Here is a 15,812-nt window from a genome sequence, read left to right on the forward strand (position 1 = left end):
ATATAAAAAAGCCCGTTATCTAAACGGGCTCTTAGTAACACAAAGTATTTACGCTTTAATTCTTCGTTTTCTAATAACTAGTAAGCCCGACAACAACATTAAACCGAATAAAGAAGGTTCTGCTACCTTAGTCGCTAATGGCGGGGTGTAATTGAATGTATAATCGTGGAACTCTCTAGCACCTGTGTATGATACAGCAGCGAATGAACCATCAAAAGATGCTCCACCACTGGTATCCGCATAAGGTGCTAAAACGGAACCTTTAGACGCTAACCCATTAAAATCGATATTCGTCGCTTCAAAGAAATTCCAGACAATATTTGAAAATGCTGCATCGCCATTAAAACCGTTGTTTAAGTTAACCCCGCCTCCAATATTAATGTCAGTACCTGATACATTAATAATTACGGTTTCTGCACTTCCCCAATTCATCGATAAACTACTGTTTTGCGCAAAAACGTCGGCAGCAGACACATCAAAAACAGCTATGTCACTAGTGCCTGTGTAATTAAAGTTGCCACTCGAAAAGCTACCAGTACTGGTTAAGCCGGCAAAATAAGCGGTATCCGCGTATAATTCAGTTTGTATATCGGAGACTGTCAATGAAGGATCATAAATTAACTGGCCATCATCTCCGTCATTTAGTTCGATGGCCGTCCCGTTAAGATTACCACCATAGACTAGATTATTATCGCGCAGTACACGAACACGACTAGCATTAATGTCGCCTACAATAGTAACGGCATCAATAGCAGTGTCGGTATTAGCCAGACGACTACCAAACTCAACAGGGTTAGATGAATTTAAATCACCACCGATAAATGTTTGTCCTTGGACATCCCCACCGCTGAAATTATAATCACCTAACAATAAAAGGTTATACTGACCAATAGTTCCACTAGTGGCTGTCGCGACGCCTGAAATAGTGGCTAATACGGCAAAAGCAAATAACGACTTCATAAATTTCAATGTACTACTTCCTCAAATTTAAATGGATATTTACGCCATACAAATACGCTTAAAACAATTTAATAACTAATAGTTGAGCTATTACAAAAAAACTAGAATAAGCAAAAATAATGCCTAATTTTAAGTCTATGTATTTTATAAAAAATAATTCCGTTTAGTTGATTTTTCTGGAGGGAGTGTAAAAAAATTAGACTCTAAATAAACCTTCGACAGAAAAATCCGGCGTAATATAGCATATTCCTTGAGGATAGTTTCTGTGGATTAGGTGTATTTGATTATACTTTAGTAAGGGGGGAGTGACTTTTAGGTTAGTCTGGCTTCAAAACTAAAATATCACAGGGCATGGATTCCGTCAGTGTCATTGCAGTATCGCCAAACATCTTGTCGAAAAAGTGCTTGTCTTCATTATTTCCAATCACTGCCACTTCGGCATTTAAAAGAGCCGCCTTTTCGGGGACGACTTCATCTGGAATACCTTCTACGGAATGAAGTACATCCTCGGCTAGGGAATACTCTTGGATATAGAGTTTTAATTTTTCCTGATGTTTCTGTTTTAAAGTTGCTTCTCGTTTAAACCCCCGTTGTTTATTAAAGTCGATATGTAACGTACCTATTTCTCCGTCGTAACAATCGATCACGTGCATTTGTGCACCAATAGTTTGAGATAGTCTGTCACTAACCGCCAAAATTTTGCGATTTAGTAAGTGATTGTCGAAATCATCATCTTTAATATCTACGCAGGCTAGAACTTCAAGTTGTTTGTCCCAAAGTCTTGGTTTAACCATCCACACAGGCAACGGACAGTTTGCTACAAAATAATGATCCAACCCGCTTAAAAATAGACGTTTAAAGTCACTTTGCAGATAAGGTGCTTTTAAAATTAGATTAAAGGTTTTTTGTGTTAATAATTTCTCAATTGCTAAAGACGGTTTCTGCTGCCAAGACAAAAAGATATCCTCAACAAACTCAGTGGCTTCCCACCTTGTCAATATCTCGATAATCGTACTTTTCTGGTGGTCGACAATTTCTTGCAAATTGTCTGCTAAGTCAACATTGGCCTTAGGATAAAAAAGGTTATGGAGGGAAACAAACACACTCATCTTTCCAGCATAGGCTCTGCACAATCGTGTTGCCCTAGCTAAGGGGATTGATGGATCTTCATTGGCGTGCAGCACAACTAAAATGTGTTTAAAGGGGCTTATTTCCATATTCATTATTGATTTACCTTTTTACCCTATTTATATGAATTAAAATTGTAGACGACTATTTTACGAATGGTTAGAAAATTAATTCTTGAGCAGCAAATACCTATGATAATCAAGTTAATGTAAGAATATTTGGATTTATTTTTAAAATAATCATATGAATATCAGTTGTTTGAGGGAATGCTTTCAGGGAATTAAAAATTTTAAATTGGTGGTTTAAACCTTTCTGATCTACTCTGCGACTAACTCTTTAACACAATATAAAAACCGATAAAAATATTGAATACACATGGAAACGTTGTTTCTGCACAGCGCACGTTTGAAGATAAATCAGAACGTGACCTGATAAAAGCAGTACAACAGGGCGACAAAAATGCATATCACCGTCTATATCAAACCTATATTGGTCAGGTATATGGGCTGTGCTATCGGCTCACTAGTGATAAGTCATTAGCAGAAGATGCTGCGCAAGAAGTCTTCATTCAGCTGTGGCGTAAGATTGGTAATTACAAAGGGGATAGTAAGTTTTCAACTTGGTTACATACTGTCACTTCTAACATTACCATTTCATATTTACGTAAGCAGCGAGGCTGGGTCAAGCGTATGTTTAATATTGAAGACTCAGAGGCAAACTTTTATGCAGCTGAGCAATCTACTGACCTAAGTGAATTAGAGCGCCATGTCGCGAGATTGCCAGAACGGGCAAGAATTGTTTTTGTATTGCATGCAATAGAAGGTTACCGCCATGAGGATATTGCAAGCATGATGAATATGGCAGTTGGCTCCAGTAAAGCACAGTTTCACCGTGCTAAACATTTGTTAAAGGAGTGGATGGGTTATGAATAAAAGAGATTTCGATAAAGATTTGCGTGTGCAAATAGATGCCCTGAGTAATGAAAGACAACCTGAAAGGGATTTATGGGCGGGTATTGAAATTGCGTTAGCCGAAGAGGCTGCGCCTAATGAGCAGAATAAAAAAGCCAATACTGAGTCAAGTTTCAAGATGATTGCAATTGCCGCTTCTTTTGCCCTTGTCTGCGTTCTTAGCTGGTTTTCTTTGCAGCCGGCTACCGAGCAAATAACAGGACAAGATTTGGTTGCGGCCTTGAGTAGTCAGCATAAAGCCCAAAAAGACGCATTGTTGGTAAAGTTTCAGGATCAACCCGCTTTGACAGAAAACTGGCAAAAGCAGTTAACCGAACTGGATGAAGCTGCGGATGCCATTAAAGCTGCGCTGGAGCATGATTCAAACAACATAGCCTTGTTGAAGATGTTGCAAAATGTTCATCAACAACAGATTGATTTAATTGAACGGGTTCACTCTCCTAAATGGAGACAAATTTAATGAATATACCTTTGAGTAAAAATTCGAAAGTTAAAAAATACCATCAATTCGCTTTAGCGAATGTCATTAAGGGTAAGAAAATGAAACAACTATTTTTTAGTGTCGGGTTGTGCATGGTGAGCTCCTTTACCTTCGCAGGTGAGAAAGTTGACCAATCATTGAAAGCAGATAACAACGGTTATGTGCAAATAGAGCATCTTGGCGGCTACGCAAACATTACTGGTTGGGCGAATAATGAGGTTCGAGTCGTTGGCGAACTCGGGGGTCGTACTGAGAAGTTTATTTTTGAACGCGATGGAAATGAAGTCATCATCAAAGTAAAGGTCAACAGTAAACGAAATGGTTGGAACTGGAACTCCGATGATGGTGACGATTTGGAAATATACGTCCCTTTTAACAGTCATATAAATTACAACTCAACTAATGCAAATGTGGAGGTTACAGAGGTTCGAGGTAGTGCTGATATCGACACGGTTAACGGTGGAATAGACGTTTCGAATCTTTCTGGACGCTTGAGAATAGAGGCAGTCAATGGCGATGTGGAAGCCCACTCGTTGCAAGGGAATATCAAAATTCAAACGGTAAATGGTGACATTAAAGACCGTGATTCGACTGCTAGCGAAGCCACTTATGAATCTGTTAATGGAGACATTAATGTTTCATTAGATACTCCTGAAGTGAAAGCAGAGACAGTCAATGGTGATATTGAGTTAACCTTAGGAAAAGTTGAGCATTTAAACTTAAACACAGTAAATGGAAGTGTAGATGCCAGTTTAGAGCTCGCCCCTCAAGGAGATGTACGGGCCACCAGTGTTGGCGGTAGTATAAGTTTATATTTCCAATCAGATATTTCTGCACGCTTCGACTTGCAAGGACATGCTGGCGGTAAAATAACAAATAAAATTAGCAAAGATAAAGAACATAAAGCCAAATATGGCCCAAGTCGTTGGCTTGAGTTTTCCCACAACGGTGGAAATGGCCAAGTTAAGGTATCCACCGTTAGCGGTAGAATTAAAGTCGACAAAAAATAACCCTTGTCCATGGCCTTCAGGCCATGGATGTCCGAGATAAATTGCGGGGCTATGCGGTTGTATCTGTAGCATGGGCTTCAGCCCATGGAGATAAGCAATCTTTACACCCCCAAACCGACTCAACTAATCCAATTAAAAACCTAAGTTTACCAATAAATTTTTTACGATAGACTTTGATGCAATATCAATCTTAGCGCATAATACTCGACCCATTATTAAAAGATTTAAGTGTTGTGAAAGCCGTTCCGGATAAAAACAGAGACGATAAAGTTGAGAAACTGAAAATTCCACCACATTCCATGGAAGCTGAGCAATCAGTGCTAGGGAGTATGCTGATTGCCCCTGATTCCTGGGACAAGGTGGCAGAAGTGGTAGTAGAAGAAGATTTTTACAACCGCTCTCACCGTACTATTTTTCGTAGTATTGTGCGTTTATTATCTGCTAACAAACCTGTTGATATTATTACTGTTTCTGAAGAATTAGAGAGTCATGACGAACTCGAGGAAGCTGGCGGGTTTACCTATTTGGGCGAACTAGCACAAAACACTCCCAGTGCTGCTAACGTAGTAGCTTATGCAGAAATTATTAAAGAACGGGCAATCACTCGAGAATTGATCGGTGTTGCTCATTCAATTGCCGATGTGGGTTATAACCCTGAAGGTCGTGACAGTAGTGAGATCCTCGATCTTGCGGAAACACAAGTTTTCCAAATTGCTGAAAAGCGCATGGGGAACAACGAGGGACCTAAAGATGTTGAGTCTGTCTTAGGACAGACAATAGATCGTCTTGAAGCTTTAATTAAAACCAATAAAGAAGTGACTGGGGTATCCACCGGTTATACTGATTTAGATAAAAAGACCAGCGGACTTCAAGGTTCTGATTTAATTATTGTCGCGGCTCGTCCTTCCATGGGAAAAACAACCTTTGCCATGAACCTGTGCGAAAACGCCATGTTGTTGGAAGAAAAGCCGGTATTAGTCTTTTCCCTAGAGATGCCTGCTGAACAAATCATGATGAGGATGTTAGCATCCCTGAGTCGTGTTGATCAGACCAAGATTCGTACCGCACAGCTCGATGATGAGGACTGGGCCAGAATCTCCAACACAATGGCAATGTTGAAAGATAAAGATAACCTTTTTGTTGATGATTCTTCCGGTCTTACGCCAATGGAAGTGCGCACTCGTGCCCGTAAACTAGCCCGGGAACGTGATGGTATCAGTATGATAATGATTGATTACCTTCAGCTAATGCGAGTGCCATCGTTAAGTGATAATCGTACCTTAGAGATAGCTGAAATCTCCCGCTCACTAAAAGCCCTAGCCAAAGAATTGAATGTACCAGTAGTTGCTCTTTCACAGCTAAACCGTAGTTTGGAGCAACGGGCGGACAAGCGTCCAATTAACTCAGACTTACGTGAATCTGGTTCTATCGAGCAGGATGCAGATTTGATTATGTTTATTTACCGTGATGAAGTGTATAACGAAAACACCGATCTAAAAGGCATCTCTGAGATTATTCTAGGTAAACAGCGTAATGGCCCAATCGGCACAGTACGGCTAACATTCCAAGGTCAATTTTCCCGCTTCGACAATTATGCTGGCCCTGCTTATTCTGACGAATAGGGTGGCATAATCTGCTATTCACGGGAGAGATCCCGTGGCACATCTTGTTTAATCTTCTGTTTTCTCCCATGGGCTAAAGCCCATGTTACGGGGGGATTTTCTTGTGGTTTTTCCATGGGCTAAAGCCCATGCTACGGGGCGTATTTTCTTGTGATTTTTCCATGGGCTGAAGCCCATGCTACAGGGGGATTTTCTTGTGGTTTTTCCATGGGCTAAAGCCCATGCTACAGGGAGGACTTTCTTGTGGTTTTTCCATGGGCTAAAGCCCATGCTACAGGGAGGATTTTCTTGAGGTTTTTCTATGGGCTGAAGCCCATGCTACAGGGGGGATTTTCTTTTGGTTTTTCAATGGGCTAAAGCCCATGCTATGGGGCGTATTTTCTTGTGGTCTTTCTGTAGGCGGGTGCTTTAGCCCCGGGGTTTACACTATCACCTCAAATTATTGAATTTCAGGCATAAAAAAACGGCCCTAAGGCCGTTTTTCAATATAACTATTACCTATTAACGTAATACTTTTTCTTTCTTAGTAGCTGTTACTACAGCTTCAATACGACGGTTCACTTTATGTGCCGCTGCTGTATTGCTTGTGTCTAACAATTGAGTTTCACCGAAACCTTCAGCGCTCAATCTGTCAGCTGCAATACCGTACTTTTCGATAAGTAAAGTTCTTACTGCTTTAGCACGCTTAAGAGAAATCATCATGTTGTAGTCAGCATTACCTGGAGCTGAAGCATGACCTTCAATTGCAGTTTGTGTATTCGGGAAACGTTTCATGAAGTCAGCAAATTCTTGGAATTTAGCCGCATCAGGATTTTGAATAACACTACTATTATTCGCGAACAATACTTCTAGAGTTTCACGAACTTCTACTTCTTCAAAAATACTACAGCCAGTTGCATCAACTTTATCTGTAAGTGGCGTGTTTGCACACTGATCTACGTTATCAAGAACACCATCTTGGTCACTATCAAGTGCTAAACTACAACCTTTAGCGCCCACAGGCGTGCCAGCTGGAGTATTTGGACATTGGTCGATGTCGTTTAATACGCCGTCAGCGTCAGTGTCGATGCTACAACCTGTGCTATCTACGCGAGCACCAATTGCTGTATCAGGACATTGGTCAAGGTTATCATTAACGCCGTCTTGGTCAGCATCGCCAGGAGCTTTAGGACCAGTTGAACCAAATGTGTAAGCCAAACCTAATTTAGCGCTTACATCATTATATGCTTGACCAAAATCATGGTAAGCAGCAATTTCTGTAACTAGTTTAACTTTTTCAGAAAGATCCCAGTGTTTACCAAGACCAAGGTTAGCCATGCTACCAGAATCAACCATATCGATGTGCTTAAGACCACCGAAGATATACATAAGGTCATCTTCTAGGAAGTACATAGCATCAACACCGAAACGAGTTGCGCTATCATCTACTAGGTCAGCATCGCTTTCTAAGCTAACTTTAGCAATTTCAAAACGGCCACCCCAGTGCTCACTTTCTCTTACACCAACTTCAGCACCTAGTCCTAGGCCAGCATCGAATGAAGTAAAGTCGAAACTCTTCTCTTCATCTGGCTTATAAATCTCAGTAAAGCCGCCGATCCAATACTTGTCTGAAGAATCTTCAGCTGCGAAAGCGTTACTTGAAATAGCAGCTAAAAGACTTGCTGCAATCAATGATTTTTTCATGTTTCCATCCCGTGTGTAGTGGTTATCTAAATTAAAAGTAAAATATTCAAATTATTTTCATTTTTACGCGTAAAACAGTCGTTTTTACACGTTTTTGTCGAGTCCTTGAAGTGTCGCCACTATAACTCTTTGTGTACCATGGTCTCGGTGCTCACCTAAGTATATGCCTTGCCAAGTCCCCATTGCTAGCTTGCCAGCGTCAATTGGAATATTTAAATTGTTACCAAAAATACTCGCTTTAATATGTGCTGGCATATCATCGTCACCTTCGATGTTATGCAAATAGTGTTCCGAACCTTCAGGGATCATACGGTTTATTTGAGTTTCAAGATCAATTCTTACCGTAGGGTCTGCATTTTCATTAATGGTTAAGCTTGCACTGGTGTGTTGAATGAATAAATTCAGCATACCTATGTCCACTTCTCTTATTTCAGGAAGTTGATCGAGAATTTCCTTTGTAATCAAATGAAACCCTCTAGCTTTAACTCTTATTGTTATTCTTTTCTGTATCCACATTGCGACACTAATTATTAAAACATACGTTTAAATATGTCTTTATTAGCCTAGCGTATTCGACTATTCTAGTTGATGTCTTCTGCTAGGCGGCTAATTGTATGGATTTTAACACAAACTACAATAGGTGAGGGCAAAGCAAACCTACCGAATTATTTTTACCGGCGGGATTTTACCGCTAGCGTTTAGCACTTTCAAACCCATACTTAAAAACCTTGTATCCTAAACTTGTTGGTTGTATTTTTAATTTTACAATCATTGCTGATGGCTCAACAAATTCAGCCTTATCAATCTAACTAAGTTGCAAGCTAAACTAAAAGTGATTGGAACGGATATTTATTGGCAGAGTGCACAGGTTCCATGGGCTTCAATTGTTTGTTTACTGACTTTGAACCCTACAGACTTAGCTTGTTTGTCTAATGTCTCTTTCAATCCTTCTGACTGAATCTCTTTCACCAACCCACAATTGTCACAAATTAAGAATTGTACCGGATGGCTACAATCAAAATGATGGCAAGCTACAAATGCATTGGTTGATTCTAGTCTATGAACAAGACCAAATTCGAGTAGAAAGTCTAAACTACGATAAACAGTAGCAGGCTTGGCTCCGCTTTCAGTTACTTTAAGCTCGTCTAACAATTCATAAGCCCCGACTGAACTACTTTTACTTAACAGTAATTCATATACTTTTTCTCTAAGGTTTGTGAATCGAGCACCTTTCCCTTCACAGTATTCTCTAGCTCTAGATAATTGCGCATCGATATTCATTATTGCTAAATATTTCCTTTTCAACTCTGGTTATTCAGAGAATGAAGCAACTGATCTTCCAATTCAAATCGTGCTTCTAGTTGTTGACCCAGCAACGAAAGTTTTTCGTCAAAATTAGCCAAATCGTTATCTGAAGAAACTTCTGCAAATAAATCGTTAAAGGCTAGAGCCTCTTCTGTTGTTTCTGATATGCGAGGAAAAACAGATTTTTCAAGGCTTTGGTCATCATTATTCTGTTTAGGGTCAGACGCTAATTTGTCGTAAACCTCAAAATGACCAGTTGACACATAGTCTACTAAGGTTTCACAAAACAATCTAATGTCACTTACTTCCGGCAAACCAGAGGATTTTTTCTCAAAAGGAGGTAAACCCGCCAATTGACAATATTGAACCAACAATTTTTGTCGCTCTAGCAACCAAATATCAACAGATTTGTGGTAGCCACTCCATTTTTGTTTAGCGAGTTCGACTTTGGTCAACATTGCGAATCCTTAAAAGAGCGCTTTTTATATTCAGCTTAGTATATCATCACCATTAGTTTAACTAAACTATGCTTTAGTCTATTGACGCAGATCAATAGTAACATCCGCCTTTCAAGAATAAGGGGAAATCGTGTTAAACTAATTTAATCAATCTGACCTCAAATAGTGGTACTCAATACCGTGTTTTGGTGTCTCTTATAGACGACATGTGTGTGACTTATGCTAATAAATATAAAAGAAATCGGCGTTAATACTGAAGTTCAGTGGATCATTTTTATGGGGGACAGGATTGTCGCAAATAAGGAACAGCAGGAGTTGCTTAAGGCAACTTGGCAGGATCTGGCGATGATTCACCACTATGATGATCAAATCATTTCATTAGGTGAGTTTGACGGCACCCCATGTTTAGCTGTTGATGTGGGAAATGAACAACTGGTTATTGATGATTACGAAACAATGAGTTTGCGTGGAATTTACTTGGGCAATAATTTCTCGTTGTTTCAGACAGTCGCTCGTGCGTGGCAGTGGATACTGTTTCGACGCACTCATCGTTATTGCGGACAATGCGGAAGCGCCATGCAGCAAGTGAAGTGGGAAATGGCCACCCACTGCTATAATTGTAACCACCGCTGCTATCCTCGAGTTTCGCCATGTATCATTGTTGCTATACGTAAAGGCAATAAGATTTTATTAGCACAAGGTCGGGCACATAAAGACCGTAAAATGTTTTCTACCCTAGCGGGGTTTGTGGAAAGTGGCGAAAGCCTAGAACAAGCCGTTCACCGAGAAGTATTCGAGGAGGTTGGGGTTAAAATTAAGAATCTTGAGTATTTTGGCAGTCAACCTTGGCCATTCCCACATTCTCTAATGATGGGCTATTTAGCTGAGCATGACAGTGGCGAGATTGAAGTTGATGGGGATGAAATTATAGAGGCCCATTGGTATGAACCGGATAATTTACCCGTCATTCCACCGAAAATATCTATTGCTGGCCAATTAATTGAAGAAACCTTGCGACAGATAGCGCAGCAAGAAAAATAAATTACAGACAATAAAAAACCCTGCCAGAGCAGGGTTACAATGTTTAGCGTAGAGGTCTCGTCAAGCGAGCTTCTTAATCTTTATAAGTTTTAAAGCTATTGTTTTATACCAAATGGCGATAACGTAAATCAAGGTTTTTTTTCAAAAATCGTTATAAAAAATAATTTTAAAAACTAAAAACCAATAAATATACCCTCCAGACCACTTTTTTACTAAACTATGCCGCAATTTTAAAATTAGTGGGTTATTCACCGGCTTAATATAGATGCCTGTCGGTTTTAATAAACTCCTTTATACAACGGATAAATCATGCAGTTAAAAAACGATCGCTATCTACGCGCCTTGCTCCGTCAACCCGTCGACGTCACTCCCGTATGGATGATGCGTCAAGCAGGTCGCTATTTACCTGAATATAAAGCGACTCGTGCAGAGGCTGGCGATTTCATGTCACTTTGTAAAAACGCAGAGTTGGCTTGCGAAGTAACCTTACAACCTTTACGTCGCTTTGATTTAGATGCCGCTATTTTGTTTTCCGATATTCTAACGATTCCAGACGCTATGGGCTTGGGTTTGTATTTTGAAGCGGGAGAGGGGCCTAAATTTAAGCATCCGTTGTCAAGTTATGCGGAAATTAAGGCGTTACCCATTCTAGATCCTGAAGATGAATTGGGATATGTAATGAATGCGGTACGCACTATTCGACGCAACCTGAAAGGAGAAGTACCTTTAATTGGTTTCTCTGGCAGTCCCTGGACACTAGCCACCTATATGGTTGAAGGCGGAGCAAGCAAAGCATTTACTAAAATCAAAAAAATGGCTTTTGCCGATCCTAAATCATTGCATTTGTTGTTAGATAAACTCGCAGACTCGGTAATTTTGTACCTTAATGCGCAAATTAAAGCAGGTGCACAATCGGTTATGGTGTTTGATACTTGGGGAGGTGTTCTTACTCCAAGAGATTACCAATTGTTTTCATTACAATATATGCACAAAATCGTTGATGGCTTGATCCGTGAACATGAGGGACAGCGAATTCCTGTTACATTATTCACCAAAAACGGTGGAGCTTGGATAGAGAAAATTGCCGACACTGGGTGTGATGGTGTTGGACTTGACTGGACCATTGATATTGCTGATGCAAAACGTCGAGTTGGGGACAGAGTCGCCCTTCAAGGCAATATGGATCCTTCAATTCTTTATGCACCAGCGCCGCGCATTGAAGAAGAAGTACAAAGTATCTTGGCTGGATTTGGTGAAGGTCCTGGTCATGTATTTAACCTTGGCCATGGTATTCATTTAGATGTACCGCCTGAAAATGCCGGTGTATTCGTGGAAGCTGTACACAAATTCAGTAAGCCTTATCACCAAACATCAAAATAGTGAAAACGCCGTTAGTGTTGTCCTTGGGCGCAGTATTGATATTCGTAGCTGGATATTGGTTTGGCGCGCTTCAAGCTGAAGGTAACGGCAATCAACTACAAACCGATGGTATAATCAAAAAAGTGATTATTGAAATCGACGGTGGTAGCTCCGAGTCCACCATTGATGCCAATAAAATAAACGCTAATAAAAGCAAACCTGAAAACCTCGAAATACAGGTTGAAACTCACTCAAGTGTTGTTTCATCACAGCAAAGTCAGCTGCAACAACAGGCAAAGGAATTAGCTGAGTTAGGCGAAGCATTTCAACATTCGAAATTAACCCGTCAACAACAGCAAACTCAAGAAACAGAGTTTGAGAAAGGTTACACCGTCAATAAAGCAAACTTAACCGCACAAAATCAAATTAGTGATTTTTTGGCGCTACACCAAGAGGCTGATTTAATTAATCTGCATCGCCTTGATTGCGATGACAATCGTTGTCAGATGATAGGTGAATATGCCGGTGAGCACCAAAACTGGGGAAAGGTTTTTTCTACCATGCGTGACGCTGATTGGTGGCAATATGCGGGGACGTCATCGTCTACAACGAGTAAAGACGGTAAAACCTATTTTCATATTTTTTTGGATAAATAGTCTCTCAAGTTATTCCCTATGCGTCGCGCGGCAAACCCTTTTCTACACTCCTAATTAAACGTTGTTTAAGTCTCAAGGTTTGGGTGGTGGATGACAGGTTTTGTTGTCGTTCACATTGTTGCTTAATGGCCCATTGAATGTGTTTTGCAACCATTTCACTGCTATTGTTCAATGCTGCTTGCAGCACATCTAAAATGCGTTGGTCAAATTCGGCATTACCCATGGCAATGGCTAAATTTCTCTGCCACTTTTGAAAACCAATTCGGCGGATGGCTGAGCCTTCGGTGTTAGCCAGGAATTGAGTTTCATCCCATAAAAACAAATTAACTAAGTCTTCTCCTTTGATCATTTTACGACCATAAAAGTCTTTTTCCTCAGTCAATTGGGCATAACGATTCCAAGGGCAAATTAATTGGCAATCATCACAACCATAAATACGGTTGCCCATAGCGACTCGCAGCTCTTCAGATATCACTCCATCATATTCAATGGTTAGGTATGAAATACAGCGTCGAGCGTCAACAACATAGGGTTCGACAATGGCTTGGGTAGGGCATATGGTCAAACAGGCGTTGCAACTGCCGCAATTTTCTTCCACAGGTTGGTCGATGGGCAGCGGAATGTTGACGAATAATTCTCCTAGGAAAAACCAAGAGCCAGCTTCTTTATTGATGGTTAATGAATGTTTACCTGTCCAACCAATTCCGGCTTTTTCAGCAACAGCATGTTCTAACACTGGTGCTGAGTCTACGAATGGACGAAATTCCAAATCAATAAACTGTTGCTGTATTTTTTCTCCAAGTTTTTTAAGTCGATTACGCACCAACTTATGATAATCACGCCCCACGGCGTAACGACTTATATAAGCGGTTTTAGACTGTTTTAAGTCCTTTGCAAAACTAGCGTCTGGGGGCAAATAGTCCATGCGCACACTAATTAATCGCAAAGTGCCTTCTACTAACTTAGCGGGATCCGCACGTTTTTCTTGGTTACGTTGGAAAAACTGCATCTCACCGTTAAAGCCCTTATCTAACCAGCTTTCAAGGTGAGCTTGATGTTGCGACAAGTCTGTATCCGCGATTCCTACTTGTTGAAAACCTAGCGCTTTGCCCCACTCCTTGATATTTTTGGCTAAAGTATTAAGAAAATGAGGAGATAATTGTGTCACAGCGGTCCTTAAAAGCAGAATTGTCGGAACAAAGGTTATCACAAAATCTATATACAGCGCAGTGTGTAAAAGAAGGAGAGTTAGAAGCTGCTAAGCAGATGTCGATTCCCCTTTATGAGGTAATGCAAGTAGCTGGAGAAACGTTATTTGACTGGATCCAGACTCATTTTGATCATCAAACCAATATTCTAGTTGCCGTGGGAACCGGTAATAATGGTGGTGACGGTTATGTTGCTGCCAGTCTATTACTCGCAGATGGCTACAGGGTGTCCTTAGCCTCAGTTGATCCGGCTCGGCAGTTATCAGGTGATGCATTACTAGCGCAACAAAGTTGGTTGGCCAATGGCGGTGAAGTAGCTGATATTCGGCTGGTGGATACCGAGCATTTTGAGCTGATCGTGGATGGTTTGTTAGGCACAGGTTTATCAGGCGCAGTTTCATCCTCTTATCAATCTGTTATTCAGCGTATTAACCAATCCAGTGCACATAAATTATCTATTGATATTCCATCGGGTCTTGATGCTAATACTGGGGTAACACTCGGGGCTTGTGTGAATGCTGATACCACTATTACTTTTGTTGGTATTAAAACTGGACTTGTCACCGGCAATGGCAAACAAAGGTGTGGCAATCTAATTTTCAAACAGCTGAATATTGGTGAAAGCTTCGCTCACCTAATGAAAGCACGAGCACGCTTAATCGAATATGCTGACTTTGCGCCCTTAGCCCCGCGGCCTTTAGATAGTCACAAAGGCAACAATGGTAAATTACTTTGCATCGGCGGAAATAATGGTATGGCTGGGGCTATTCGTATGACAGCCGAAGCCGCGATGCGAACTGGAGCTGGATTGGTGAAAGTTTATTGCCATGCCAATTCAACCTCTTCAATTGTACAAGGCCGGCCGGAAATAATGGCCAGCAGTGAAAACTTATTACAGATGTTAGAGTGGGCAGATTGTATCGTTTTTGGGCCTGGCTTAGGGCAGACTTCCTGGAGTCAGGAAACCTTTAATCAACTATTTAGTTATCTCATCCACCAAGATAAACCGCTTATAATTGATGCCGATGGGTTAAATCTGTTGAGTCATCAATTACACGCTTTAAATTTATCCTATTTGATAATGTCACCCCATAGTGCAGAAGCAGCAAGGCTACTGGATACTAGTATCGAAAACGTAGAAGATGATCGTTATGCTGCCGCGACTAAGTTGGTAGAAAATTATGGCGGTAATTGTATTCTCAAAGGGGCAGGCAGTATCGTTCATAGTCAGGTAGCCACCTATGTTTGTGCCAATGGAAACCCAGGTATGTCTACGGCTGGAATGGGAGATGTATTGTCGGGTGTATTGGGTTCGTTAGCGGCACAAGGAATGACAGCGCCTGAGGCTAGCTTATTTGGTACTTGTATACATTCTGCTGCAGCGGATTTAGTGGCGGATAACTTTGGTCAACGTGGTATGATTGCCAGCGATTTATTTGATTATTTAAGGCAACTAGTTAACAGAAAATGAAATATACCCAGTTTTTGCCGGATGAGGCAGCTACACTCGATATTGCTAAACAAATCGCGCAACTCACTACTGAGCACTTAGTTATCTATTTAACCGGAGATCTTGGTGCTGGGAAAACCTCTTTCAGTCGCGGATTTTTGCATGGTTTAGGGCATGTGGGAAATGTAAAAAGTCCCACTTACACTATTGTCGAGCCATATGAAGTTTCATCGTGGCGAGTGTTTCATTTTGATTTGTACCGTTTGGCCGATCCTGAAGAGCTTGAATACATGGGAATTCGGGATTATTTTGCAGATGATTGTATTTGTTTGATTGAGTGGCCTGATAAAGGTGCTGGTCTATTGGCAACAGCTGATTTAGAGATTAGTATAGAATTTGAAGCTGATGGAAGGCGCATCCATCTAGCGTCCCAGTCTGAAGTCGGGCGAAAAATTGTTGAGATATTACAAAAATAATAAT

16 protein-coding genes are annotated in these 15,812 nt (G+C 40.7%); 9 read left to right on the forward strand and 7 right to left on the reverse strand.

The window, feature by feature from the left end; all coding sequences use genetic code 11:
* Window positions 1–48: 48 nt before the first annotated feature.
* Entirely contained in the window at window positions 49–960 is a 912-nt protein-coding gene (locus tag ABJV04_RS14935) for a choice-of-anchor A family protein (protein ID WP_348492452.1), read from the reverse strand.
* 317 nt (window positions 961–1,277) lie between these two features.
* Window positions 1,278–2,183 carry a hypothetical protein gene (locus ABJV04_RS14940; protein ID WP_348492371.1) on the reverse strand — a complete coding sequence of 302 codons (906 nt, stop codon included), beginning with the start codon at window positions 2,181–2,183 and terminating at the stop codon, window positions 1,278–1,280.
* Between the two features lie 270 nt (window positions 2,184–2,453).
* Between ABJV04_RS14940 and ABJV04_RS14945 the strand changes: the two genes are divergently transcribed.
* The 4 genes from ABJV04_RS14945 (at window position 2,454) to dnaB (ending at window position 6,172) form a co-directional block, all read left to right on the forward strand.
* Complete coding sequence (locus ABJV04_RS14945; RefSeq protein ID WP_348492372.1) at window positions 2,454–3,020, forward strand: RNA polymerase sigma factor; 567 nt, start codon at window positions 2,454–2,456, stop codon at window positions 3,018–3,020.
* Window positions 3,013–3,519 (forward strand): hypothetical protein, encoded by a 507-nt coding sequence (locus ABJV04_RS14950; RefSeq protein ID WP_348492373.1) that lies wholly within the window; start codon window positions 3,013–3,015, stop codon window positions 3,517–3,519. The genes ABJV04_RS14945 and ABJV04_RS14950 overlap by 8 nt, the downstream gene beginning before the upstream one ends.
* An 80-nt stretch (window positions 3,520–3,599) precedes the next feature.
* Complete coding sequence (locus ABJV04_RS14955) at window positions 3,600–4,550, forward strand: DUF4097 family beta strand repeat-containing protein (RefSeq protein ID WP_348492374.1); 951 nt, start codon at window positions 3,600–3,602, stop codon at window positions 4,548–4,550.
* A 233-nt stretch (window positions 4,551–4,783) separates the two neighbouring features.
* Complete coding sequence (dnaB, locus tag ABJV04_RS14960) at window positions 4,784–6,172, forward strand: replicative DNA helicase (RefSeq protein ID WP_348492375.1); 1,389 nt, start codon at window positions 4,784–4,786, stop codon at window positions 6,170–6,172.
* 501 nt (window positions 6,173–6,673) lie between these two features.
* On the opposite strand, the gene ABJV04_RS14965 is transcribed toward dnaB, so the two are convergent.
* The 4 genes from ABJV04_RS14965 to rsd all read right to left on the reverse strand — a co-directional run bounded on the left by ABJV04_RS14965 (window position 6,674) and on the right by rsd (window position 9,618).
* Complete coding sequence (locus tag ABJV04_RS14965) at window positions 6,674–7,855, reverse strand: OmpA family protein (RefSeq protein ID WP_348492376.1); 1,182 nt, start codon at window positions 7,853–7,855, stop codon at window positions 6,674–6,676.
* Window positions 7,856–7,939: 84 nt separating this feature from the next.
* Entirely contained in the window at window positions 7,940–8,371 is a 432-nt protein-coding gene (locus tag ABJV04_RS14970; RefSeq protein ID WP_348492377.1) for a secondary thiamine-phosphate synthase enzyme YjbQ, read from the reverse strand.
* Window positions 8,372–8,704: 333 nt separating this feature from the next.
* Window positions 8,705–9,136, reverse strand: a complete 432-nt coding sequence (locus ABJV04_RS14975) for a transcriptional repressor (protein WP_348492378.1) — start codon at window positions 9,134–9,136, stop codon at window positions 8,705–8,707.
* 20 nt (window positions 9,137–9,156) lie between these two features.
* On the reverse strand, window positions 9,157–9,618 hold the full coding sequence (gene rsd / locus ABJV04_RS14980; protein WP_348492379.1) for a sigma D regulator: 462 nt from the start codon (window positions 9,616–9,618) through the stop codon (window positions 9,157–9,159).
* Between the two features lie 219 nt (window positions 9,619–9,837).
* On the opposite strand from rsd, the gene nudC reads away from it, so the two are divergent.
* From nudC to ABJV04_RS14995, 3 genes are all read left to right on the forward strand, one after another.
* Window positions 9,838–10,659, forward strand: a complete 822-nt coding sequence (nudC, locus tag ABJV04_RS14985; protein WP_348492380.1) for an NAD(+) diphosphatase — start codon at window positions 9,838–9,840, stop codon at window positions 10,657–10,659.
* A 306-nt stretch (window positions 10,660–10,965) separates the two neighbouring features.
* Entirely contained in the window at window positions 10,966–12,039 is a 1,074-nt protein-coding gene (gene hemE, locus ABJV04_RS14990) for a uroporphyrinogen decarboxylase (protein WP_348492453.1), read from the forward strand.
* A complete protein-coding gene (locus ABJV04_RS14995; RefSeq protein WP_348492381.1) occupies window positions 12,039–12,674 on the forward strand; it encodes a hypothetical protein in 636 nt (211 codons plus the stop codon). Before hemE ends, ABJV04_RS14995 begins: the two co-directional genes overlap by 1 nt.
* A 16-nt stretch (window positions 12,675–12,690) precedes the next feature.
* On the opposite strand, the gene queG is transcribed toward ABJV04_RS14995, so the two are convergent.
* Window positions 12,691–13,842 (reverse strand): tRNA epoxyqueuosine(34) reductase QueG, encoded by a 1,152-nt coding sequence (queG, locus tag ABJV04_RS15000; RefSeq protein WP_348492382.1) that lies wholly within the window; start codon window positions 13,840–13,842, stop codon window positions 12,691–12,693.
* On the opposite strand from queG, the gene ABJV04_RS15005 reads away from it, so the two are divergent.
* A complete protein-coding gene (locus ABJV04_RS15005; protein ID WP_348492383.1) occupies window positions 13,836–15,353 on the forward strand; it encodes an NAD(P)H-hydrate dehydratase in 1,518 nt (505 codons plus the stop codon). The two genes, queG and ABJV04_RS15005, sit on opposite strands and share 7 nt — an antisense overlap.
* Complete coding sequence (gene tsaE / locus ABJV04_RS15010; RefSeq protein WP_348492384.1) at window positions 15,350–15,808, forward strand: tRNA (adenosine(37)-N6)-threonylcarbamoyltransferase complex ATPase subunit type 1 TsaE; 459 nt, start codon at window positions 15,350–15,352, stop codon at window positions 15,806–15,808. Before ABJV04_RS15005 ends, tsaE begins: the two co-directional genes overlap by 4 nt.
* Window positions 15,809–15,812 lie beyond the last annotated feature (4 nt).

Source organism: Aliiglaciecola sp., from assembly GCF_039982535.1.
In the GTDB taxonomy this organism is placed as follows: Bacteria; Pseudomonadota; Gammaproteobacteria; order Enterobacterales; family Alteromonadaceae; genus Aliiglaciecola.

Excerpts from the sequence above, each read along its gene's own strand:
- ABJV04_RS14935 (WP_348492452.1), bottom strand. The coding sequence starts at position 960 with ATGAAGTCGTTATTTGCTTTTGCCGTATTAGCCACTATTTCAGGCGTC.
- ABJV04_RS14940 (WP_348492371.1), bottom strand. The coding sequence starts at position 2,183 with ATGAATATGGAAATAAGCCCCTTTAAACACATTTTAGTTGTGCTGCAC.
- ABJV04_RS14950 (WP_348492373.1), top strand. The coding sequence starts at position 3,013 with ATGAATAAAAGAGATTTCGATAAAGATTTGCGTGTGCAAATAGATGCC.
- ABJV04_RS14955 (WP_348492374.1), top strand. The coding sequence starts at position 3,600 with ATGAAACAACTATTTTTTAGTGTCGGGTTGTGCATGGTGAGCTCCTTT.
- ABJV04_RS14965 (WP_348492376.1), bottom strand. The coding sequence starts at position 7,855 with ATGAAAAAATCATTGATTGCAGCAAGTCTTTTAGCTGCTATTTCAAGT.
- ABJV04_RS14970 (WP_348492377.1), bottom strand. The coding sequence starts at position 8,371 with ATGTGGATACAGAAAAGAATAACAATAAGAGTTAAAGCTAGAGGGTTT.
- ABJV04_RS14975 (WP_348492378.1), bottom strand. The coding sequence starts at position 9,136 with ATGAATATCGATGCGCAATTATCTAGAGCTAGAGAATACTGTGAAGGG.
- rsd (WP_348492379.1), bottom strand. The coding sequence starts at position 9,618 with ATGTTGACCAAAGTCGAACTCGCTAAACAAAAATGGAGTGGCTACCAC.
- nudC (WP_348492380.1), top strand. The coding sequence starts at position 9,838 with ATGCTAATAAATATAAAAGAAATCGGCGTTAATACTGAAGTTCAGTGG.
- tsaE (WP_348492384.1), top strand. The coding sequence starts at position 15,350 with ATGAAATATACCCAGTTTTTGCCGGATGAGGCAGCTACACTCGATATT.